The 16,917-nt window shown below is 59.3% G+C and carries 31 protein-coding genes; 19 read left to right on the forward strand and 12 right to left on the reverse strand.

The features are described 5' to 3' along the window. Nucleotides 1-258 precede the first annotated feature (258 nt). From A6723_RS11300 to A6723_RS32105, 4 genes are all read right to left on the reverse strand, one after another. The gene (locus A6723_RS11300) at nt 259-498 is read right to left on the reverse strand and encodes a hypothetical protein (RefSeq protein WP_064979651.1); all 240 of its coding nucleotides are present in this window, start codon (nt 496-498) and stop codon (nt 259-261) included. Nucleotides 499-533: 35 nt separating this feature from the next. Then, nucleotides 534-926: a hypothetical protein gene (locus A6723_RS11305; protein WP_064979653.1), complete on the reverse strand. Its 393-nt coding sequence runs from the start codon at nt 924-926 to the stop codon at nt 534-536. A gap of 203 nt (nt 927-1,129) precedes the next feature. After that, nucleotides 1,130-1,411, reverse strand: coding sequence for a hypothetical protein (locus A6723_RS31215; RefSeq protein WP_083192828.1), 282 nt, complete (start codon nt 1,409-1,411; stop codon nt 1,130-1,132). 206 nt (nt 1,412-1,617) lie between these two features. Further along, a complete protein-coding gene (locus tag A6723_RS32105; RefSeq protein WP_175405540.1) occupies nt 1,618-1,782 on the reverse strand; it encodes a hypothetical protein in 165 nt (54 codons plus the stop codon). A gap of 1,015 nt (nt 1,783-2,797) precedes the next feature. Here A6723_RS32105 and A6723_RS32110 point away from each other — a divergent pair. Further along, nucleotides 2,798-3,412: an SH3 domain-containing protein gene (locus A6723_RS32110; RefSeq protein ID WP_064979654.1), complete on the forward strand. Its 615-nt coding sequence runs from the start codon at nt 2,798-2,800 to the stop codon at nt 3,410-3,412. A 5-nt stretch (nt 3,413-3,417) separates the two neighbouring features. On the opposite strand, the gene A6723_RS11315 is transcribed toward A6723_RS32110, so the two are convergent. The 6 genes from A6723_RS11315 to A6723_RS11335 all read right to left on the reverse strand — a co-directional run bounded on the left by A6723_RS11315 (nt 3,418) and on the right by A6723_RS11335 (nt 6,559). Further along, a complete protein-coding gene (locus tag A6723_RS11315) occupies nt 3,418-3,627 on the reverse strand; it encodes a hypothetical protein (RefSeq protein WP_064979656.1) in 210 nt (69 codons plus the stop codon). Between the two features lie 196 nt (nt 3,628-3,823). Beyond that, the gene (locus A6723_RS11320; protein WP_064979657.1) at nt 3,824-4,291 is read right to left on the reverse strand and encodes a hypothetical protein; all 468 of its coding nucleotides are present in this window, start codon (nt 4,289-4,291) and stop codon (nt 3,824-3,826) included. Continuing rightward, nucleotides 4,291-4,629 carry a hypothetical protein gene (locus tag A6723_RS31710; RefSeq protein WP_139092955.1) on the reverse strand — a complete coding sequence of 113 codons (339 nt, stop codon included), beginning with the start codon at nt 4,627-4,629 and terminating at the stop codon, nt 4,291-4,293. The genes A6723_RS11320 and A6723_RS31710 overlap by 1 nt, the downstream gene beginning before the upstream one ends. After that, nucleotides 4,626-5,249, reverse strand: a complete 624-nt coding sequence (locus A6723_RS11325; RefSeq protein WP_064979659.1) for a hypothetical protein — start codon at nt 5,247-5,249, stop codon at nt 4,626-4,628. The genes A6723_RS31710 and A6723_RS11325 overlap by 4 nt, the downstream gene beginning before the upstream one ends. Before the next feature lie 26 nt (nt 5,250-5,275). Beyond that, nucleotides 5,276-5,740 (reverse strand): zinc ribbon domain-containing protein, encoded by a 465-nt coding sequence (locus tag A6723_RS32115; protein WP_175405541.1) that lies wholly within the window; start codon nt 5,738-5,740, stop codon nt 5,276-5,278. Nucleotides 5,741-5,761: 21 nt separating this feature from the next. Continuing rightward, nucleotides 5,762-6,559 carry a S24 family peptidase gene (locus A6723_RS11335; protein ID WP_256546898.1) on the reverse strand — a complete coding sequence of 266 codons (798 nt, stop codon included), beginning with the start codon at nt 6,557-6,559 and terminating at the stop codon, nt 5,762-5,764. A gap of 38 nt (nt 6,560-6,597) precedes the next feature. Here A6723_RS11335 and A6723_RS11340 point away from each other — a divergent pair, with 38 nt between their 5' ends. Next, nucleotides 6,598-6,837 (forward strand): YdaS family helix-turn-helix protein, encoded by a 240-nt coding sequence (locus tag A6723_RS11340; RefSeq protein WP_064979665.1) that lies wholly within the window; start codon nt 6,598-6,600, stop codon nt 6,835-6,837. Here the strand turns inward: A6723_RS11340 and A6723_RS11345 are convergent. Further along, nucleotides 6,806-7,033 (reverse strand): hypothetical protein, encoded by a 228-nt coding sequence (locus A6723_RS11345; protein WP_064979667.1) that lies wholly within the window; start codon nt 7,031-7,033, stop codon nt 6,806-6,808. The genes A6723_RS11340 and A6723_RS11345 overlap by 32 nt on opposite strands. Before the next feature lie 96 nt (nt 7,034-7,129). Then, entirely contained in the window at nt 7,130-7,327 is a 198-nt protein-coding gene (locus A6723_RS11350; RefSeq protein WP_064979668.1) for a hypothetical protein, read from the reverse strand. Nucleotides 7,328-7,533: 206 nt separating this feature from the next. Between A6723_RS11350 and A6723_RS11355 the strand changes: the two genes are divergently transcribed. From A6723_RS11355 to A6723_RS11430, 17 genes are all read left to right on the forward strand, one after another. After that, a complete protein-coding gene (locus A6723_RS11355) occupies nt 7,534-7,965 on the forward strand; it encodes a phage regulatory CII family protein (RefSeq protein WP_064979670.1) in 432 nt (143 codons plus the stop codon). 94 nt (nt 7,966-8,059) lie between these two features. Further along, the gene (locus A6723_RS11360) at nt 8,060-8,251 is read left to right on the forward strand and encodes a hypothetical protein (protein WP_064979672.1); all 192 of its coding nucleotides are present in this window, start codon (nt 8,060-8,062) and stop codon (nt 8,249-8,251) included. Next, entirely contained in the window at nt 8,248-9,237 is a 990-nt protein-coding gene (locus A6723_RS11365; protein WP_064979674.1) for a replication protein, read from the forward strand. The genes A6723_RS11360 and A6723_RS11365 overlap by 4 nt, the downstream gene beginning before the upstream one ends. Beyond that, the gene (dnaB, locus tag A6723_RS11370) at nt 9,234-10,574 is read left to right on the forward strand and encodes a replicative DNA helicase (protein ID WP_064979675.1); all 1,341 of its coding nucleotides are present in this window, start codon (nt 9,234-9,236) and stop codon (nt 10,572-10,574) included. Before A6723_RS11365 ends, dnaB begins: the two co-directional genes overlap by 4 nt. A gap of 118 nt (nt 10,575-10,692) precedes the next feature. Further along, nucleotides 10,693-10,878 (forward strand): hypothetical protein, encoded by a 186-nt coding sequence (locus tag A6723_RS11375; RefSeq protein ID WP_064979677.1) that lies wholly within the window; start codon nt 10,693-10,695, stop codon nt 10,876-10,878. Next, nucleotides 10,871-10,996, forward strand: coding sequence for a hypothetical protein (locus A6723_RS32405; protein ID WP_256233804.1), 126 nt, complete (start codon nt 10,871-10,873; stop codon nt 10,994-10,996). The genes A6723_RS11375 and A6723_RS32405 overlap by 8 nt, the downstream gene beginning before the upstream one ends. Next, nucleotides 10,989-11,576, forward strand: coding sequence for a DUF1367 family protein (locus A6723_RS11380; RefSeq protein ID WP_054908762.1), 588 nt, complete (start codon nt 10,989-10,991; stop codon nt 11,574-11,576). The genes A6723_RS32405 and A6723_RS11380 overlap by 8 nt, the downstream gene beginning before the upstream one ends. Then, nucleotides 11,573-11,878 carry a hypothetical protein gene (locus tag A6723_RS11385; protein ID WP_054908761.1) on the forward strand — a complete coding sequence of 102 codons (306 nt, stop codon included), beginning with the start codon at nt 11,573-11,575 and terminating at the stop codon, nt 11,876-11,878. Before A6723_RS11380 ends, A6723_RS11385 begins: the two co-directional genes overlap by 4 nt. 241 nt (nt 11,879-12,119) lie before the next feature. Then, nucleotides 12,120-12,722 carry a recombination protein NinG gene (locus A6723_RS11390; protein WP_054908799.1) on the forward strand — a complete coding sequence of 201 codons (603 nt, stop codon included), beginning with the start codon at nt 12,120-12,122 and terminating at the stop codon, nt 12,720-12,722. 47 nt (nt 12,723-12,769) lie between these two features. Then, complete coding sequence (locus tag A6723_RS11395; RefSeq protein ID WP_065348194.1) at nt 12,770-13,570, forward strand: HNH endonuclease signature motif containing protein; 801 nt, start codon at nt 12,770-12,772, stop codon at nt 13,568-13,570. A gap of 258 nt (nt 13,571-13,828) precedes the next feature. Then, complete coding sequence (locus A6723_RS11405) at nt 13,829-14,401, forward strand: hypothetical protein (protein ID WP_054908758.1); 573 nt, start codon at nt 13,829-13,831, stop codon at nt 14,399-14,401. A gap of 137 nt (nt 14,402-14,538) precedes the next feature. Then, nucleotides 14,539-14,715 carry a hypothetical protein gene (locus tag A6723_RS32120; RefSeq protein ID WP_175405542.1) on the forward strand — a complete coding sequence of 59 codons (177 nt, stop codon included), beginning with the start codon at nt 14,539-14,541 and terminating at the stop codon, nt 14,713-14,715. A gap of 244 nt (nt 14,716-14,959) precedes the next feature. Then, nucleotides 14,960-15,277, forward strand: coding sequence for a hypothetical protein (locus tag A6723_RS11410; protein WP_054908757.1), 318 nt, complete (start codon nt 14,960-14,962; stop codon nt 15,275-15,277). A 219-nt stretch (nt 15,278-15,496) separates the two neighbouring features. After that, nucleotides 15,497-15,721: a hypothetical protein gene (locus A6723_RS11420; RefSeq protein ID WP_054908755.1), complete on the forward strand. Its 225-nt coding sequence runs from the start codon at nt 15,497-15,499 to the stop codon at nt 15,719-15,721. Further along, entirely contained in the window at nt 15,721-15,885 is a 165-nt protein-coding gene (locus A6723_RS32125) for a hypothetical protein (RefSeq protein ID WP_175405543.1), read from the forward strand. The genes A6723_RS11420 and A6723_RS32125 overlap by 1 nt, the downstream gene beginning before the upstream one ends. After that, entirely contained in the window at nt 15,882-16,310 is a 429-nt protein-coding gene (locus tag A6723_RS11425; protein WP_054908754.1) for a hypothetical protein, read from the forward strand. Before A6723_RS32125 ends, A6723_RS11425 begins: the two co-directional genes overlap by 4 nt. A gap of 5 nt (nt 16,311-16,315) precedes the next feature. Continuing rightward, entirely contained in the window at nt 16,316-16,915 is a 600-nt protein-coding gene (locus A6723_RS11430; RefSeq protein ID WP_054908753.1) for a hypothetical protein, read from the forward strand. Nucleotides 16,916-16,917: the final 2 nt, after the last annotated feature.

Raw genomic sequence — 16,917 nt, forward strand, 5'->3', positions numbered from 1 at the left:
GCTGATGCGGCTGCCGACGCAGCGCGCCAGTGAGATCGCCGAGTTGTTGCCGCATAACTGGCTGCCGTTACGCAACCTGTAATGCCCGTTCGCTTACCGAAAAAATGCCCGGCGTACCGGGCTAAGAGGGGTAGGGTGGGGATGGCCGGGGATGAAGCCGGCTTGCTCTCTAGGTGACGGAAAGCTCACGTCTAGCCCGTGCTCGGATCATCATTCCGCTATGCATCCCCATTGAAGGGTGGCGTCCTTGCCGGGGAGTCAGTCGGCGCTCTTCTCGCGCACAACAATCTCGTGTGTCGCCCGGCAGTCTCGGCAGATGGCAGCCATGTCCCCGCAGTAGTCGAGCTTGCAGTTGGTGCCGAGCATCATCTCGTCAGCAGGGATGTTGTTGCCCCACGAGTCGTTGCCGTTCTTGTCGGGCCACTCGTAGTTCAGGTTCGCGTCGTAGAAGCATTTGCTGCCGCATACGTCGCATGAGTAGTAGTCACCAGCTGCCATATCTCGCCTCCAGTGTGTGTATGCGCAAGGGCGCGTTAGGCGGTGGCCTTGCTGATTGTTGCCTGAGCCGAGCGAAGGTTCTGATCTTCGCTCTCCATCTTGTCTACCGGGTCGCAATCGCCACCAAGTGAGAGGATTCGGTCGTGAGCAGCTTCGAGCAGGCGAACGTAAGCGCGGTAAAGGCTTTTGAGTTCGTCCAGCAGCTCCGGCGCCGCAGCGATAAGGCGGGCGTTGGCTTCCTTCAGTCCAAGGCCAAGCTCATCGCTGAAGCCTTCATCCGTCAGCGTATGAACTCCTGGATCACAGTCAGCGATCATCCAGCCATCAGATGCGTGTGCTAGGCATCCGTCGCCGCTGTCTGCACCTAGCTTGGAAAAGACCTCGACGCGGTTACGGACCTCCCAAGGCCCCGGCGTGTGCTTACTCATCTATTTCTCCTGTGTGCGGAGCCATGGGGGAGCGGTCTGGCCGGTGCTGATCTCCGGCTTTCTCGAGGCCGCTTCGGTTGGTGAGTCAGTGCGCGGAAGGAGTGGACGCGCCCAACCTACTGAGGTTTCCAGTCAGCCCTGGGATTCAGACCGCTCCCCTCATGACTCCAAGGTTCGATGCCTATAACTGAAAATCGTGGCGGCTATTCTGTGCCGGTAAGCCATTCCACGCCTTTTGCTTCAGCCAGCCACTCGCGAAGAGTGCCAAGCGGTGCTTTGTCTTCATCTACCCACTGCTCATCTAGAAGCGGTCCAGTTACTTCTTGACAGTTATCGATGTCATCCGGATCGCACCCAAGCATTTCTGCATGCTTAGCTATGGCTTCTTCATAGGTGCTTGCTGCGTAGTAATCGCTTTCATCAACGCAGAAAACTCTCAACTTCTGTACTACTGGCTGGCCATCCAGGGTTAATTGTTCGTTCATGCTTCTTACCTTTGTATGAAGCCAAGTGGCAAATTGGTTATGTCAGGAAAACTTGCCAGTTAGTTACTTGATTAGATCAATCCCAAGAGCTTCCAATATGCAGGCGGCTAGGATGGCAATTTGATCGTTATCCAGCTCCGATGGATCGAAGCCTGCCGACCTCATGTGGTCGGCTATCGCTTCTATCTGTTCATATGTAAGGCTCATTAAGCGGCCACCTTCATGGAGGCTACGAAAGCGTCATGACCCATCTTCTTCAGGCGCTTTACCAGCTTGGTTGCACTGCTACGGTCGCGCAGCTTGTTGCTCATGCGGGTGCTGTAGCTCGTGCCTTTGTATTCGCGGATTTCGTAGAGGGTTACAGTTTTCATCGTCTTATCTTCCAGGTTCCGGTTGTCATCCCGCAGCCAGCTCTGGGGAACTGGCTGAAGTGATGCACTGGTGCCGCTCGCACCTTCTGGGATCTTGAGCGGCTGCATGCTCAACAATGTGTCGTCTGACCCGCTGCCGATGCCTGCAGCTAAGGCCTTCTAGATGGTGGCTTGGGGCTTCCCTGGTCATGGCGCCGTGGGCATCGTGTTCGTTTCGCCATGGTCGTCGGGCATATACAACTCGCCGCGTACAGCCCCGGTGCCCAGTTGGTGTAGGGCACACGACGAGAGGTCCGGCGCGCCTTCAGCCGAAGCTCGGCGCGCTAATTCGATTCGGTGTCGCTCCGCGTTCGCCTACTGGGCTTCTACAACCCGCGGGTGGTGCTGTCCTCACCACTGCCGATAGCAGCTCGGACTAGATATGTTTGGCCTTGGGCTTCCCTCGCTGCGCCTTCAATCGGCTTACGGAGCAGGTCATGGGGTTCAGGATTTCTCTCGCGGCCTACTGCAGCCCGGCGGCCTGGTGATGTGGGCAGCTGCTCGCGAGGTGCCGACCCGTGTTGTCGGCTGGGCTTAGTTCTGCATTGGCTGGTTCCTCCTCTGTCATTTGTTCCTCCCCATGCGCGGCGCCGCGGTTTCCCCACCTGCCGGCATTGCACATTTCGTGGTCGATGCGCTCCCGGTGGCTTGCATGGTTTGGCGTCCTCCCATATGGGGAGTCCGGCAGCTTTCCAGAGGCTGCGTGGGCGACGGTTTAGCTTTCTCACCACCGGCTGGGGCCGGTACGTCGCTTGGGTCACGTCGGATTGTGTAAAGAGCGTCGGCGCTTGGCCTGGCCGGCGGTGTGTTGCTCGGCTTGGGATTAAATATGTACCACAGGTTCATATCGAGTCAAGAACCAGTGGTACATATTTTTCTGAAGGGCATGAAAAAGCCCGCACGTGGCGGGCTCAAGTTCGTGTTACTGGATGGTCTGGCGGGTAGAATCCAAGGCTATGTATGGAGGAGGCCAACCATGGAAGACGACGAGAAGAAATGCCCGTTCTGTGCCGAGCTCATCAAGTCAGAGGCCGTCAAGTGCAAGCACTGCGGATCGACACTTGCAGGCGCCGGCTTGCCCGTGAGCGCAGCCAAGAAAGGGATCGGAGCACTGGGGTGGGCCGCGTTAGCTGTCATCGCTGGCGGCGTGGCGTTGCTCGGGTTCGGCGCTTACATTGGTTCCACGCCAGAAGGGAAGGCGCGTAGCCAGGCGCGCGCAGCGATCGATCTGTGTCATGAGGAGCGCGACCGGCAGCCAAGCGGCAGTTCGACATGGCAGTTCGTAGATAGAACCTGCAAGAAGATGGAGCAGGACCTGCGCAGCGGGAGGCCTGCTGTTTCCATTGCGGAACCGCAGCCGAACTATCCATCACCGGAGGGCCGCCAGCCAGCGGTCAAAGTCGGTCAGATGACGGCCCCGTTGAAGGCGAAGGTGTTTCTGCGGGAATCTCCAGACATCCAGGCTCGCGTCGTTCGGGAAGTCCGTCCTGGAGAAACACTGGTTGTCCACGAGATACGAGATGGATGGATTCAGGTGTCAGATAACAAGTCTCGCCAAGAATGGGCGATTCCGGATCTTCTGGATTGGTAGGCAAGTCATCCTTCGCGCGCAATCAGCTCCACCATCGCCTCGGCGATGAAGTCGGAGTTCTCGATCAGCGTCTCCAGGTGGAGCTTCACGGCGTCGGATGTCTCGGTCGAGCCTCGCTGCTCAACCCAGATAGCCAGCTCCTCGACTGCGGCGCCGACGGCGTTGATGTTCTGGTTGAGGCGGTAGAGCAGGGCGGGGAGAGGGGAGTCGGCCATGGCAACCTCCTGGGCAGAGGTTTCAGCGTAGGACAGAAAAGAAAAAGGCCGCACCCATAGATGCGGCCTTTGCCATGTAGCCGCTGCTCTCCGAGCCACACGGCAGGTGAAAATTTACCAAAACGGGCAGGGCGGTCAAGACCTGGCAGAAACGAAAAGCCCCGCGGTGCGGGGCTTGTCTGTGAGCTTCAGCGGGCTATTGGCTTTGGCCAAGGCGTCCCTGTTGCTTCTGCAGGTCAAGGATGGCGTTCGTGGTGATGATTCTGTCGTCGCGCATCTCTTTCCGCAGCAACTCAAACTGATGATTCATGTCCTCTCGACTCTTCCGCAGCTCTTCGCGAATGTCTTGGAGAGCCTGCTCGGAAGCCACGTCGCTCATCTTGTCGTTGATCTTGTCGATCTTCGAGTCGATGAATCCGTATAGGGTAAGCCCTCCGAGCAGCATGACGCCGATCAGTGAGAGCGTTTCCTTCCATTGGAAAGCCTGTGTTTGTGCTGCTGCCATTTCCTCAACCTCGATGGCTGCTGGGGATGAGCCATCTACGTTCTCCAGTATACCGAACGGCGTGGCTTCCAGGGTGAGTTCGAAGCTGATCACCGTTCGCTCTATCGCGCGAAGCGAAGTGAATACCTGAAAATCATCAGCGTGGGCGACGGCGACCATTAGTCGTCCCCGATGATTTTTGGCGCTATGTGGTGAGCATTGAACAGAGCCGTATGCCCGCAGTTCGGGCAAATCAGCATATACATCCAGGCGCCGATGCCTTTGACGTGAGGCACAGCAGCCGTAACTAGAGCTGCTGATTCGCCATTAGGGTCAGTTGGAACAAAGTACTCAGCTTGGCCGCAGTAGCTGCATTTTGCGTCTGGCGCAACCTTGTTCAGAAACCCGGCAAGAAGACCAGGTGTAACCTTCAGGACGCGCTGGGAGCGCTCTGAGCTCATTGGCTCAGATGGAGGCTGTCCGTTCCCGCTAATTTCGATTTCGTCATCCTTGCTCATTGCCCCATGATCCTCCGGTACTCCTGCTGGTACTGCTCGTAGGGCAGGTTGCGCTGCTGGAGCTTCAGAATCTGCTGATCGCGCGTCAAGGCTGGGCCTGCAGGTGCCGTTGGAGCCTGGGGCGCGAGAGTGCCGGCCGCATAGCTGCGCTTCAGATACTCCATCGCATCGGCGAACTCCTCGGCGCGCGACTCGGAGCGGAAGAAGATGCGGCGCGCCGTGGTCTGCTCGACGGTGCGGATGATCACCGCATAGCGATTCTCGCGAGCGTTCTTCTTGTAGACCTGGATGTCGCCAACCGACCGGAAATAGATCCGCTGGTTGATATCCTGGGTTGTCATGTAGGTCGATCCAAGGCCGACAACGACGCCGTTATACGCAGACGCCTGGCCGAGGTTTACGCCACGACTCACGGTGCCGTTCGAGAGGGCGATGTACTCGGGCGTCACCATGGCTGACTGGGCCTTTTCCTTCCCGAAGTCCTCATAGAAACCCTGCTCGACCACCGATGCCGCCTGCGCAGCATCCATCCCTGGGCGAGGCTTTGGGGTGTAGTCGACCCTGGTGTGGCCGCAGGCAGCAAGCAGTGCGAAAAGCATAAGAATGGCTACAGAGCGCATAGAGCCTCCTTGCGCAGGATCGTCAGTTATTTGAACTTGACGCTTTGCGCTGTCCAGGTCTTCCCATCAGCGGATGGCCCGAGCACCGCTACATAATGGGTTCTGATCTTTGCGCCAAAACTGTTCTGGGAGTCCACGTAGGCATCAACCTGGAACTTGCAGGACGGAAGTTTGGAGACGCTGACACCATCTGACGTGATGTAGGGGAAGTCGGCGGTTGACGGAGCCTTGAGCGACTTCTCGACGAAGCCCTGAGACATAACAAACGCCATCGTCGTATCGCTGCAATGGTCGACTGTCTTGGCAGCGCCAGATCCCCCGGTCGCCCCGGATCCGCCGAACATCTTGGAGAAGATGAATATTGCAATGCCAATGACGATCAGTCCGCCAAGGGTGCCCACCGTTTTCTGCGGCTTTGCGCCACATGACGGGCAAGCCTTGGCGTTGCTTGATACCTGACCACCGCATTCCTTGCATTTGACGAGTGCCATCTGGACTCCCTGTCTGCCCGGCTAAAGCTCAACGTACCTGGTTGATTTCGAGATAGCGCCCATGAAGTGGATCTTCTCGATGTCTGTCTCGGCGATCGTCAGCGGTGGGTGGGCATCGTTCACGCTCAATAGGCGAACCATGCCATCCCTCGCGTACATGAAGACTTTGATCATGGACTGACCACTTGTCGTCCTGACTAGCACCTCATCGCCCGCGACATACGGTTTGTTCGGCTCGATGATGACGAACTCACCACTACGAATTCTCGGCTCCATGCTGTTGCCGACAACCTTCAGCGCGTAAGCATTCGGATCATCACTGCTGATCCTGATGTAGCCGTCCCCATGGCCTACTGGGTAATCCAGGGCCTCGAAATAACCGTCCGTTCCCAACTGCGCCATCCCTACGACTGGAACCAAACCGTCCTTGACTGCCATCGGTCCGCCTTCGACGTTACCGATGTTCTCTGCGGACAGGGCCGCTAGACGTATAGCTTCCCTGGTCATCTCTGGGGTCATGAATTTGCTTTGCTTGGGTTCGACTCCGTGCTCAAGCCATTCAGCTCGCACCTTCAGGAAGTCGGCGAGCCTAAGCATCGTCATCCGATCAGGCATCGACTCAAGGTTCAGCCATTTGCTGGCCGCCTTCGGAGTGACCTTGCCAGCATCCGCTAAACGCTTGCCCAGCCCCCATTCTTTCAGCCCTGCGTCTGCAGCAGCCTCTTTCAGTCTCGCAGCAAAGCCGCTTCTGATCATTTCGATGTTCTGAACCATGCGTTCAATTTCGCATGTTCTTGCATGTACATTCAGTTCAGACATAATATGTACTCATGGTTCACATTGGCCCGGAGGCCGCCATGAGCAATCTCAAGGAATTCATCGACATCGCCGGTGGCGTGCCAGCGGTAGCTAAGGCGTGCGGTATCAGCGACCGGGCCGTTTACAAGTGGCTTGCGACCTGCAGCCTGCCGCGAACCGAGTACACCGGCGAAACCAACTACGCAGAGGCCATTGCGGGCTTGGCTAGCCAGCGCGGTGCCGCCGTTGATGCAGCAACGCTCCGCGCTAACGCTGCGCCTGGGCGCACTGCCGCTTAACCCTCATCCGCACGACGGCGCAGGCGAAACCTGCCTTCCCGGCGTCGTCGAGGTTACCCAGCAGTAGATGTTCCAGCTCTTCGAACCGCCGCCACATCGAAGCCTGAGAGGCGATAGGGGCAACGTTCAGCAGAGCAGCAAGGGCACAGGTAAGGGCGAGTACTTCGCCACGTAATTCGGACAGATCAGCAGCCATGGGGGAGTTCCTCCGGGCGGGAGAGAGACAGTGAAGCTTGAGATTTCTGCGGATCTTCGCGCCCTGGAGGAGGTTGGTGACCGGATTGAGCGGTCGCTACTTGCCCTTGAACAGGTTCCCCAGTTTCCCCTGGAAGAGTTCCTTGGCCTGCTTCATGGCCTGATCGCGAATCTCTCCGTAGACGCCCTTGGCTCCGCATCCGGCGCACGTAATGACCGAATCGTCCTGCGGGTTGGTGGGCTGCTCGAACTGTTCGCCGCCGCAGTTGGAGCACTTGAAGGTCAGTTGTGCCATCGGGATTCACCTCTGCTTGGTTGACGGTTGGCGCTTTCAGCCTAGCGGAGAACGCGTCACCTGCGCAGTGGTGAGGAAGCCGGGGCAGACCGGCACGGATTTGGAGGTCGAGCGGCATGGGGAATTCCCTGTCGGTTGATCGAGTGATGACAGGTTGCCAGCGCGCCGTCAGCGACGGAACGCGAAACGAAACGAGGATTCGCGAGATGGAAAACTTCGAAAAGGCCATTCACGACGAGGTGATCGCCCACGGCGGCACCGATCTGGCCAAGAGCATGGGGGTGAACCGCACCCGCCTGCTGGATTGCGCCAACCCGAACCGTGAAGAGCACCGCATGAACCTGCAGATGTTCGGCCTGGTTCTGGCCCACGTTCCCGAGGAAGGCCGTCGCCGCATCCTGCGCTCGCTGCTCGGCGAGTACGGCTACGACCTGGTGGCACGAGCCACTCCGCGCGCAGAGGCGCCCCTGCAGGCTCTGGTAGGGCTCCTGGCTGAAGTAGGCGACGTGACCCGTGAGCTTCACGACGCGCTGGAAGACAACCGCATCACCCAGTTCGAGAAGGCAACCCTGAGCCGTTCGATCAGTGAGATCCGCTCCGCTGTGGAAGTGCTCGAGCACTCGGTGAAGGTCGCCTGATTTTCCGCGCCGTGCGCGGATTTTGATTTTCACGGAACCGCGGAAAACGTCCCTGTGGCTTCGCATTAGAGATGTAGGCAACCAGAGAAAGCTGATGAGAAAGCGACTGACTCAAGGGGACTACGAGGCGATGGCCAAAGCGGCGGAAGAGCTGGAATCGCTTTGCGCGAATGATGCGCGGCGAGAAATGAACAAGGCCCTGCAGCAGTACTACAGGGCCTTGGCAATGCGCAAACCGGTGGCAGCCGGAGTGCAAATGGAAACGCGAGCAACGGAGTCAGTATGAGCAACGTTATCTCATTGCGCAATACCGGGGGGTTTACCCGGATGGACAACAGCCTGATGGAATCACTGGCCAAGGTTGATTTGCCTGCCCGTGAGTTCCGCGTTCTTTTCGCAGTAAGCCGCCAGACGATCGGCTACCAGGTCGAGGCAAAGCGCCTCACTGCCGACGAGATTGGCGCTCTAACCAACATGCGCCGCGACGTAGTTTCCAAGGCGATCAGCCACCTCCTCGAGCGTCGCATCCTGTTCCGTATTGGTGGAAGCCGCGGTGAGTTGGGCGTCGCTCCGGCTAACGAGTGGGTCTTCTTCGAGGAGAAGGAAAACAGTCTCAGTGAGACCAAATCATCTCACTCGGACAATGTGGTCTCACTAGGCGCGCAGTCGAGTGAGACCAAATCTGCTCAGACCCTTCTCTATACAAAGAAAGAAGATCTCCCCCTAGAAACTGTTCCTTCGGAACAGATTTCCGCCCCCCAGGGGGCCGATCACCCTCCGGTCGAGAAATCCAACGGGGTTTCGTTCGATGGCGAGGAATTCCAAGTTGAGCCCGAGCTGATCGCAAAGTGGGCTGGCGTCTATGCCCCGGTTGACGTGGAAACCGAAGTTTCCCGTGCTGCAGTCTGGGCTGCTGCCAACCCTCGCAAAGTGAAGAAAGACTGGCGCCGCTTCCTGGTCAACTGGATGGCTAAGCGCGCCGCCAAGGCCGTGAGCGAGGCCGGCGTTCCGGTCGACAAGATCATCGACCTGTACCACCGCACCTGCCCGAATCTTCCCACTGTCGCGGTTGCCGGCGACAAGGTTCTCCGCGCCCTGATCGTTGAGCGCTGGAACGAGAGCGACAAGCACCAGGCCAGCCCGCTCTGGAAGACCATTTTCGACCGCGCAAACCGCATGACTCAGGTCTGGTACCGCGGCGCCAACGTTGTTCCTCGTCTCGAAGTGATCTGCTCCCGTGCAGTGTTCCGCCAACTGGAGGAGCAAGCATGATCGAACTCCATAGCCTGGAAGCAGAGCACGGCGTCATCGGCGCCATGCTCAAGCAGCCGCATCTGATCAGCGTTCTTTCCGATGAGCTGGCGCCGGATGCCTTCGCATACTCGATCAACGCCGACCTGTACCGCCTGATCCTCGACCTTGAGTTGGCAGGCACGCCGATCGACATCATCACCCTCGGCGAAGCCAAGGAATTCTTGGACGACGAAACGCGGACCATGGCTTACGTCGGCGAGATCATGGCGAATACGCCCAGTGTGGCCAACGCCAAGGAGTACGCCCGCATCGTCCGTGAGCGCGCCATCTCCCGCCAGATCGCAGGCGCAGCGAGCGGTATTGAGGAGATCGCGCACCAGAGCGGCTCCATCGAGGACAAGATCGCCCAGGCCCAGGCTCTCGTGCTCGGTTTGGATGTTGGCGGCGCCGACGGTGAGTGCCAGATGATCGGTGACATCCTTCGAGATCACGTTGAGGTGATCCAGGAGCGACACGACCGGGCGATGCGTGGCGAGGTCATCGACGGCCTGAAGTCCGGCATCCCCGACCTGGACAAGTTCACCCAAGGACTCAAGGCAGGCCAGATGGTGGTCATTGCTGGTCGGCCGGCCATGGGTAAGACCACCTTGGCAATGAACATCGTTGCTGATGTTGCCATCGCCCAGAAGAAACCGGCCCTCGTCATCAGCCTGGAAATGACCAAGACCCAGCTGACTGACCGCCTGCTGGCCGCTGTAGGCGGTATCCCGCTGCCGAACCTGAAGGACGGCTCCTGCGCCCATAAGGACTCGACCGAACTCGGCGCGGCGACCTTGAAGCTGCGCGATGCCCCGATAGTGGTTTCCGACGTTCCGGTGATGACCATGCCGCGGATTCGCTCCATCGCGCGCCGGCAGAAGCACCGCATGGGTGACCTGGGCCTTATCGCTATCGACTACCTGGGTCTCGTGGAGGGCGACGGCAAGGGGCGCGTCGACGACGTCACTACGATGTCCCGCCAGGTGAAGCTGCTCGGGCGCGAAATGGGCTGCCCGGTGCTGCTGCTCTGCCAGCTCAACCGTGGCTGCGAATCCCGCCCTGACAAGCGCCCAGTGCTCAGCGACCTCCGCGAGTCCGGCGCCATCGAGCAGGACGCCGACATCGTGATGTTCGTGTACCGCGACGAGGTCTATCACCCGAACACCCAAGACAAGGGTATCGGGGAAATCATCATCCGCAAGAACCGTGACGGCCAAATCGGAACCGTGCTGACCGCATTCCAGGGTGAGAAGTCTCGTTTCATGCCTCTGGCCAGCCACTTCCGCCGCGAAGAAGAAAAGCAGGAGGACTGGTGATGAAACGCTGCTGGAAGGTAATCCTGCCGGGCCGCCCGGCATTCACGATGATCCTGATGGAAGACTGCGACCCGCTGCAGGTCGTGCAGTCGATCTGGCCGAATGCGGAGGTGGCGTGATGGCTGAATTCGAGATCGAGTACATCCATAACGGCGCCCACCGGGTGGCGATCATCCTCGCCGACGACCACCGCGACGCCTACCAGGCCTTCGAGTCGATGAAGTCCAACGGCGTGATCGGCGACGAGATCGTCGAGCGCGGCGATGCGGGCGTAGAGGTAGAGAGGAGGGCGTGCAATGGCTGACCTCTCCATCATCGCCATCCTGTCGTTCTTCGGCTGGCTATCGCTGAACCGCAGTAGCCTTATCGGAATTGGCCTTTGCATGGCGCTCGCTGTCGCCTTTGGAGCGAGCCATGGCTGAACTCGCACTGATTCGTACCGCCCAGGGTCTGGTGCCGGCCACCGAGGCAGACCGCGAAACCGTCCAGAAGTGGAAGGCCGGCCAGGTTGTCCATGGCAAGTTCACCAAGATGCGCAATGCCAAGTTCCACGGGAAGTTCTTCGCCATGCTCGATCTGGCCTGGGAGTACTGGGAGCCGAAGGGCGGCCTGGTTCCTCGCCAAGAGATGCGCGGCATCCGCGGACTGGCCAAGTACTTCGAGGAGTTGAACGGACGTCCTGGGCAGCTCCAGAACGCCGTCGCTGCCTACATCGAGAAGCTGGAAGCTGACCGCGCTGACCGCTTCCCTGCAGTCGAGAAGAGCCGCGAGGCCTTCCGCGAGTGGATCACCATCGAGGCCGGCCACTTCCACCTGGTGCACACCCCAGAGGGCGTGCGCAAGGAAGCCAAGTCGATCAGCTGGGCAAACATGGATGACACGGCATTCGAGCCGCTGTACCGCGACGTATTCGCCGCCTGTTGGCGTCTGGTCCTGTCCTCTCACTTCGAAACCGAGGCTGATGCCATGGCCGCAGCCGATCAGATGGGGAGTTTCGCATGAGCAAGTTCAAGGCTGGCGATCTCGCGCTCGTGATCAAGGCGAACCATGAAGAGAATCTGGGGAAGGTTGTAGAGCTGCTTCGCTCCAGCAATGAGTCGCAAATTGACTGCGGCCGACATGCAAGGACGGCAAACCCAGAGCGCCTTCAATGCTGGGTGGTTCGGCATGAATCAATCCTTGTTGCCAATACGCTTGGGTTCCAGCGGGTCGTAACGGACGCAGCGCTGCCGGAGTCATGGCTCATGCCCCTCCGCGGCGACTTCCAGCCCGAGCAGCAGAAGGCGAAGGAGGTCGAGGCGTGATTAACCTCAATAGTCTCTCCGCGAACGCTCGCTCGGCCGCAATGCGCGGTGGAACCGCTGGCTGGGGTGAGATGGGAAGCGCCAGTGCGAACGTCCGCTACATGGAGCAGTTGGAGAAGCGTCGCGGCCGGCGCCGAAAATGCCATTGCGGCTGCGATCGTCCGATCACCCACCGCGGCATGGCCAATGGCGTATGCCTGATGACCGGGTGCGAGCTAACAGTTCGCAGATGGGTGAAGGCATGACGCTCTCCACCCGCCAGACCAAGCCAAAGCGCTGCCAGAACGCTGAGTGCGGCCAGGAATTCGTACCGCGCTTCAGCTCCACGCAGAAGGTCTGCTCCCCGGCCTGCGCCCTGGCCACCAAGGACATGAACCAGGCTTCTGCGCGGAAGGCGATCGCCGATCGCCAGCGCAAAGAGATCAAGGTGCGCAGGGAGAAGCTGAAGAGCAGGGCGGATCACCTGCGCGAAGCTCAGGCGGTAATCAATCGGTACGTTCGCCTACGCGACGAGCATCTCGGCTGCGTCAGTTGCGACAAGCCAGCCACATGGGGAGGCCAATGGCACTGCTCGCATTTCCGCAGTGTTGGAGCCGCACCTCAGCTCAGGTTCAACCTGTGGAACATGAACAAGTCCTGCAGTGCATGTAACAACCACCTGAGCGGAAACCTGATGGTTTATCGGCCTCGCCTGATCGAGAAGATTGGCCAATCCAGGGTTGATCAACTGGAAGGAAACAACTCCGTCGCCAGGCACGACATCCCATACCTGAAGCGCCTGAAGGCTGTCTTCTCCAAGAAAATTCGCCGGATGGAGGCTCGACGCAAATGCAATGCCGCGTAGATGGTTGCGATCGGGAAGCCCACTACAAGGGAGTCCAACTCTGCCAAATGCACTACTTCCGACTTCGTAGGAATGGCGATTTTACGCTGAAGCTCGACAAGAAGAAGGAGGATCTTGGCTACACGAGGGTGTACAGGATAACGATGCCCGGAAGGGGCTATCAGCGGCTATATGAGCCAACTCATCCGCTGCGAGACAGTCAGGGCTATATCGCCGAGCACCGAATGGTTATGTACGCAAAGTACGGCGCCGCTCTTCCTGATTGTGAGCTTTGCGGCGTTCCTTTGAACTGGTCTACATGCCACATCGACCACAAGGATCGCGACGTTAAGAACAACGTCGAAGAAAACCTTCGGCCACTTTGCCCTCCATGTAACACGTGGCGGGATTACCCAGCCCAGGCATCTCTTGAGAAGAATCACCGCATAACTATCGACGGAGTGACCCTGACTCCTGAGGAGTGGAGCCGCGTCCCAGGAGTGAAGGTTAGCGGCCGGACGATCATCGGCAGGAAGAGCCGCGGATACAGCGATTTCGATGCTGTGTACGCACAGAAGATCACTCACAACGGCAGAAAGCGGATCGCTCCAGCGCCCAAGACAAACCACAAGCATGAGCGCAGCAATGCGGTGGCTATCAGCATTGAAGGGGTAACGATGACTGCCGCTGAGTGGTCGCGCTTTGACGGCGCAGCAGTTACTGAGAACACCATCATCGATAGGTTCCGCGCTGGGTGGGATGCCACCGAAGCAATCGTCACTCCGGCGTTTCGCCGTCCTGCAGGTTACGAGGCCAAAACGGCCGAATTCCGCGCCAAGGTGCGCGAGCTGAAGGGGAGAGCAGCGTAATGAGCATCATGCCGAACGGTTCGTGCTTTCACCTTCTGAGCAAGCCTCGCATCAAGAAGCAGTACGGCATCTGGTCCTGCATCAGCAGCTACTTCTGGCATGGGGCGAAGCACTCGCGCTTGGCGTATGGGGACTCGCCATCCGCCGCATACGAGAAATGGAAAGCAATGGGGACCATACGGCAATGACCCTCGCCGACTACATCGCAATCCAGTGGGCAATCCTTCGGGAATACGGGCTTATCAAAGGGGAATGACTATGACCGTTTACCGCGACGCCGAGCACGCAATCGCTCGCATCATGAGCATCGAGACCATCGACGGCACCAAGAAGGCCGACTGGCAGCGTCGGTACGAGTCTGGCTGGCAGGAGGAGCCCCTGGCGGCTAACCCATGCCCACTGTCGACCGAGGAGCGGCTGACCCAGGACGCGATGACCCGCGCGCTTCTGCATCGTGAGCTTTCCCAGGCGCACTGGAACGCCCTGGTGGCCAAGTACAGCATCGACGATATCGAGGTAGGCGATGCGGTGCGCTGGCTGGTTCCAAGGGTGGTAACGCCAGCCCATCACCTTTTCCGCACCTTCTGCGTTACGGCTTGGGCCATTCCTCCGAAGCGCGGCGTGCAGGCAGGCGCCAAGACATCTCGCCGCGGACTCAAGCCGGAGTTCTACGAGATTCACCGGTGGGACACTGACGGCACACCGGAAGGCAGCCTGCGCCGGTGGAAGCACTTGACCTTCCGTTGGCTAGAGGATCAGGTAACCGAGGGGATCCGCTCGGTGAGTTCGATCCTGGAGCAGAACGAGCTGATCGAGCGCCAGGCAGCCTGATTCACAAAAAGTTCGGCAAATGCTGAAAATACACCTTGCATTCCACCGAACAACCGAACAAAATTCTCTCATGCTACCCAAGTAGTCGAATCCAAAGCCCTGGCACACGCCGGGGCTTTTTCGTTTCTGGAGCCCGCATGCCCCTCGAAGCCCGCATCAAGCGCTGGTACTACGAGGCGCAGAGACGCGGGATCACACTCCAGAGCATCCTGATCCACCCCAACGACTACCATCGAGCCTGCCGGGACTTTCCGTTCCTGCCCATTCGAGTGCTCGGTGGTAGCATCAGAAGTGCAGATGAATTCCAGGGCTGACTGGACCAAGTTCGCGTAAGGCGTCGCCGGATAACGAGCGCCCGATTCAGTCGGGAGATTAGGGAGCCGGCCCCGCATCCCCTGCCGCGACTGCTTAGTGGGTGCTGCATCCTATGCAGTTAGGGGGTTAGCTCAAGCATGCTGGAGATCAGCGCCAGCCATCTGCCATTTTTCCGCGCGCTCCCCAGCGCCCTCTGCCGGGTCTATCTAGTACGTCCCCGGCGTTTTCTTCTGGAGACACGCAATGACCGACGTTTCGCGCATTGCGGACAGTCCCTTGTTCAAGCTCGTGGTCCCGGTGGTCCAGACCCTGCTGTCCGCTGCCGCGATAGGCGCCTTCACCTTCGTGATCGGGTCGCTCTCATCGATCAATGCCCAGCTCAGCAACTACCAGACCAGCCAGGCGCTTCTGACCCAGCGGGTCGAGGCCCTGGAGCGCGCACGGGACAGCAGTGACAAGTTCATCGACTCGCTGCGGGTCGAAGCCCAGGAAAGCAGATTCAAAGTCGCCCAGATCATGGAATGGCAGAAGGGGCTGGTGCTTCAGACGAGGCCGAAGTGAAACGGCTGCTGCTGATCGTCCTCCTCGCCGGCTGTGCGCAGCAGGAGAGGGTGCAGCTACCCTCCAGGCCCTACGTCCCGACTCCGGTAGTCCGCCACTGTGACTGCCAATGCGAACCCATCGAGCCGATTCGCCGGAAGCTCCGCCAGGCCATGAAAGACGCGGCCGAGTGGAAGCGCTACGCCGAAAGCCTCGAACAACTACCCGCGGTGAAACCAGATGGAGCTCATCCCTGAAGCCAAGCACTGGTGGCGGCTGAGCAGTGTGCAGCTATCCATCCTTGGAGTGGCGCTCAACGCCGCCGCAACCGGATGGTCTGCATTCCAGGGCGCCGTCGACCCGCTGGTGTTCTCTGTGGTGAACATGATCCTGGGCATCGCCGTCGCCGTGTCGCGGGTGATCGCCCAGCCCTCTCTGCCGAGAGAGCAGAAGGAAGGTGAGTGATGGCCGCCACCCAACTGACCGTAAGCATCAAGCGCGCATGGTGGGTAATCCCCTATGTCCGCGCCTGCATGGTGTTCGCCTGGCTGACAGGCATGGAGCCGGACGGCGAGAAGATCGCTGACACTGCGATGCGTGGCATGAAGTTCGAGTTCAAGAGCCAATGACCACCATCGCCTACAAGGACGGAGTGATCGCCTACGACTCGCTGGTAACTGCCGGCGACACGGTGATGTATGACGACTTCGACAAGAAGAGAGAGCGCGATGGCGTGCTGTTCTTCGGAGCAGGCAGTACTCAAGACATCCAGCTACTGATCGCGGCGTACTTCGGCGAAGTCCCAGGCTTCGACCTCGATGCCAGGGCGCTGGTATTCCGTGACGAGAAGCTCTCGGTTCTTTGCTTCAGCGATGGCCGCGTATACGAGAGTGAGGTTCTGCTGGATCGGAGCTATGCCATCGGCAGTGGGCGCGACCATGCGTTCACCGCCATGGACATGGGTGCATCCGCCCTCCAGGCCGTTGAGCTTGCAGCCAAGCGTGACACCTGCACCGGCGGGCTGATTCGCACCTTCACTCTGCCCAAGGGCTAGCGGCAATGACTACTAAGCAGACCGACTGGGAAGCTATCGAGCGCGCCTTCCGCGCCGGCGCCCTGTCGATCCGCACAATCGCTGATCGCCACGGGGTAAGCGACACCGCTATCCGCAAGCGTGCAAAGGCTGGCGGATGGGAGCGCGACCTCTCCGAGCAGGTCCGCAAGGAAGTTCGCAACAAACTCGTTCGCGGCGAGGTTCGCGACGATCAACCTGCGAACCCTGAGGATGATGCCGGGATTATCGAGGAGGCTGCCCAGGAAGGAGTCACCGTAGTTCGTTCCCATCGCCGGGACATTCGCAAGGCCACGAACCTTGCTGATCTGCTGATGGATGACCTGCTGCTGACTATCCGCAAGCGGGAAGAGATCGAAGACGCGATCGAGGACGAGACGCGCGAGGACAAGAACGGAATGCGCCGGGCCACGATGCTCGCCGCAGTCGCGCTGCCCAGCAACGCCAAGACCCTGTTCCAGCTGTCCTCGGCCATGAAGAACCTGCAAATCCTGGAGCGCCAGGCATTCGGCCTGGACGACAAAGACACCCCGACCAATTCGGACGAGCTGTCCAAGCTGATGGATGAGCTATCGAAGGAAGCCTGAGC

It is taken from the genome of Pseudomonas sp. AU11447 (genome assembly GCF_001672555.2).
GTDB lineage: Bacteria > Pseudomonadota > Gammaproteobacteria > Pseudomonadales > Pseudomonadaceae > Pseudomonas > Pseudomonas nitroreducens.

Coding starts and splice junctions, on each gene's coding strand:
- A6723_RS11360 (WP_064979672.1), top strand. CDS start 8,060: ATGAGAAAGCGACTGACTCAAGGGGACTACGAGGCGATGGCCAAAGCG.
- A6723_RS32110 (WP_064979654.1), top strand. CDS start 2,798: ATGGAAGACGACGAGAAGAAATGCCCGTTCTGTGCCGAGCTCATCAAG.
- A6723_RS11345 (WP_064979667.1), bottom strand. CDS start 7,033: ATGGCTGCTGATCTGTCCGAATTACGTGGCGAAGTACTCGCCCTTACC.
- A6723_RS31710 (WP_139092955.1), bottom strand. CDS start 4,629: ATGAGCAAGGATGACGAAATCGAAATTAGCGGGAACGGACAGCCTCCA.
- A6723_RS32120 (WP_175405542.1), top strand. CDS start 14,539: ATGCCCCTCGAAGCCCGCATCAAGCGCTGGTACTACGAGGCGCAGAGA.
- A6723_RS11335 (WP_256546898.1), bottom strand. CDS start 6,559: ATGTCTGAACTGAATGTACATGCAAGAACATGCGAAATTGAACGCATG.
- A6723_RS32105 (WP_175405540.1), bottom strand. CDS start 1,782: ATGAAAACTGTAACCCTCTACGAAATCCGCGAATACAAAGGCACGAGC.
- A6723_RS11420 (WP_054908755.1), top strand. CDS start 15,497: ATGGAGCTCATCCCTGAAGCCAAGCACTGGTGGCGGCTGAGCAGTGTG.
- A6723_RS11380 (WP_054908762.1), top strand. CDS start 10,989: ATGGCTGAACTCGCACTGATTCGTACCGCCCAGGGTCTGGTGCCGGCC.
- A6723_RS11430 (WP_054908753.1), top strand. CDS start 16,316: ATGACTACTAAGCAGACCGACTGGGAAGCTATCGAGCGCGCCTTCCGC.
- A6723_RS32125 (WP_175405543.1), top strand. CDS start 15,721: ATGGCCGCCACCCAACTGACCGTAAGCATCAAGCGCGCATGGTGGGTA.
- A6723_RS11325 (WP_064979659.1), bottom strand. CDS start 5,249: ATGCGCTCTGTAGCCATTCTTATGCTTTTCGCACTGCTTGCTGCCTGC.
- A6723_RS11410 (WP_054908757.1), top strand. CDS start 14,960: ATGACCGACGTTTCGCGCATTGCGGACAGTCCCTTGTTCAAGCTCGTG.
- A6723_RS11320 (WP_064979657.1), bottom strand. CDS start 4,291: ATGGTCGCCGTCGCCCACGCTGATGATTTTCAGGTATTCACTTCGCTT.
- A6723_RS11305 (WP_064979653.1), bottom strand. CDS start 926: ATGAGTAAGCACACGCCGGGGCCTTGGGAGGTCCGTAACCGCGTCGAG.
- dnaB (WP_064979675.1), top strand. CDS start 9,234: ATGATCGAACTCCATAGCCTGGAAGCAGAGCACGGCGTCATCGGCGCC.
- A6723_RS31215 (WP_083192828.1), bottom strand. CDS start 1,411: ATGAACGAACAATTAACCCTGGATGGCCAGCCAGTAGTACAGAAGTTG.
- A6723_RS11365 (WP_064979674.1), top strand. CDS start 8,248: ATGAGCAACGTTATCTCATTGCGCAATACCGGGGGGTTTACCCGGATG.
- A6723_RS11375 (WP_064979677.1), top strand. CDS start 10,693: ATGGCTGAATTCGAGATCGAGTACATCCATAACGGCGCCCACCGGGTG.
- A6723_RS11300 (WP_064979651.1), bottom strand. CDS start 498: ATGGCAGCTGGTGACTACTACTCATGCGACGTATGCGGCAGCAAATGC.
- A6723_RS11355 (WP_064979670.1), top strand. CDS start 7,534: ATGGAAAACTTCGAAAAGGCCATTCACGACGAGGTGATCGCCCACGGC.
- A6723_RS11405 (WP_054908758.1), top strand. CDS start 13,829: ATGACCGTTTACCGCGACGCCGAGCACGCAATCGCTCGCATCATGAGC.
- A6723_RS11350 (WP_064979668.1), bottom strand. CDS start 7,327: ATGGCACAACTGACCTTCAAGTGCTCCAACTGCGGCGGCGAACAGTTC.
- A6723_RS32115 (WP_175405541.1), bottom strand. CDS start 5,740: ATGGCACTCGTCAAATGCAAGGAATGCGGTGGTCAGGTATCAAGCAAC.
- A6723_RS11340 (WP_064979665.1), top strand. CDS start 6,598: ATGAGCAATCTCAAGGAATTCATCGACATCGCCGGTGGCGTGCCAGCG.
- A6723_RS11315 (WP_064979656.1), bottom strand. CDS start 3,627: ATGGCCGACTCCCCTCTCCCCGCCCTGCTCTACCGCCTCAACCAGAAC.
- A6723_RS11385 (WP_054908761.1), top strand. CDS start 11,573: ATGAGCAAGTTCAAGGCTGGCGATCTCGCGCTCGTGATCAAGGCGAAC.
- A6723_RS11395 (WP_065348194.1), top strand. CDS start 12,770: ATGCACTACTTCCGACTTCGTAGGAATGGCGATTTTACGCTGAAGCTC.
- A6723_RS11390 (WP_054908799.1), top strand. CDS start 12,120: ATGACGCTCTCCACCCGCCAGACCAAGCCAAAGCGCTGCCAGAACGCT.
- A6723_RS11425 (WP_054908754.1), top strand. CDS start 15,882: ATGACCACCATCGCCTACAAGGACGGAGTGATCGCCTACGACTCGCTG.
- A6723_RS32405 (WP_256233804.1), top strand. CDS start 10,871: ATGGCTGACCTCTCCATCATCGCCATCCTGTCGTTCTTCGGCTGGCTA.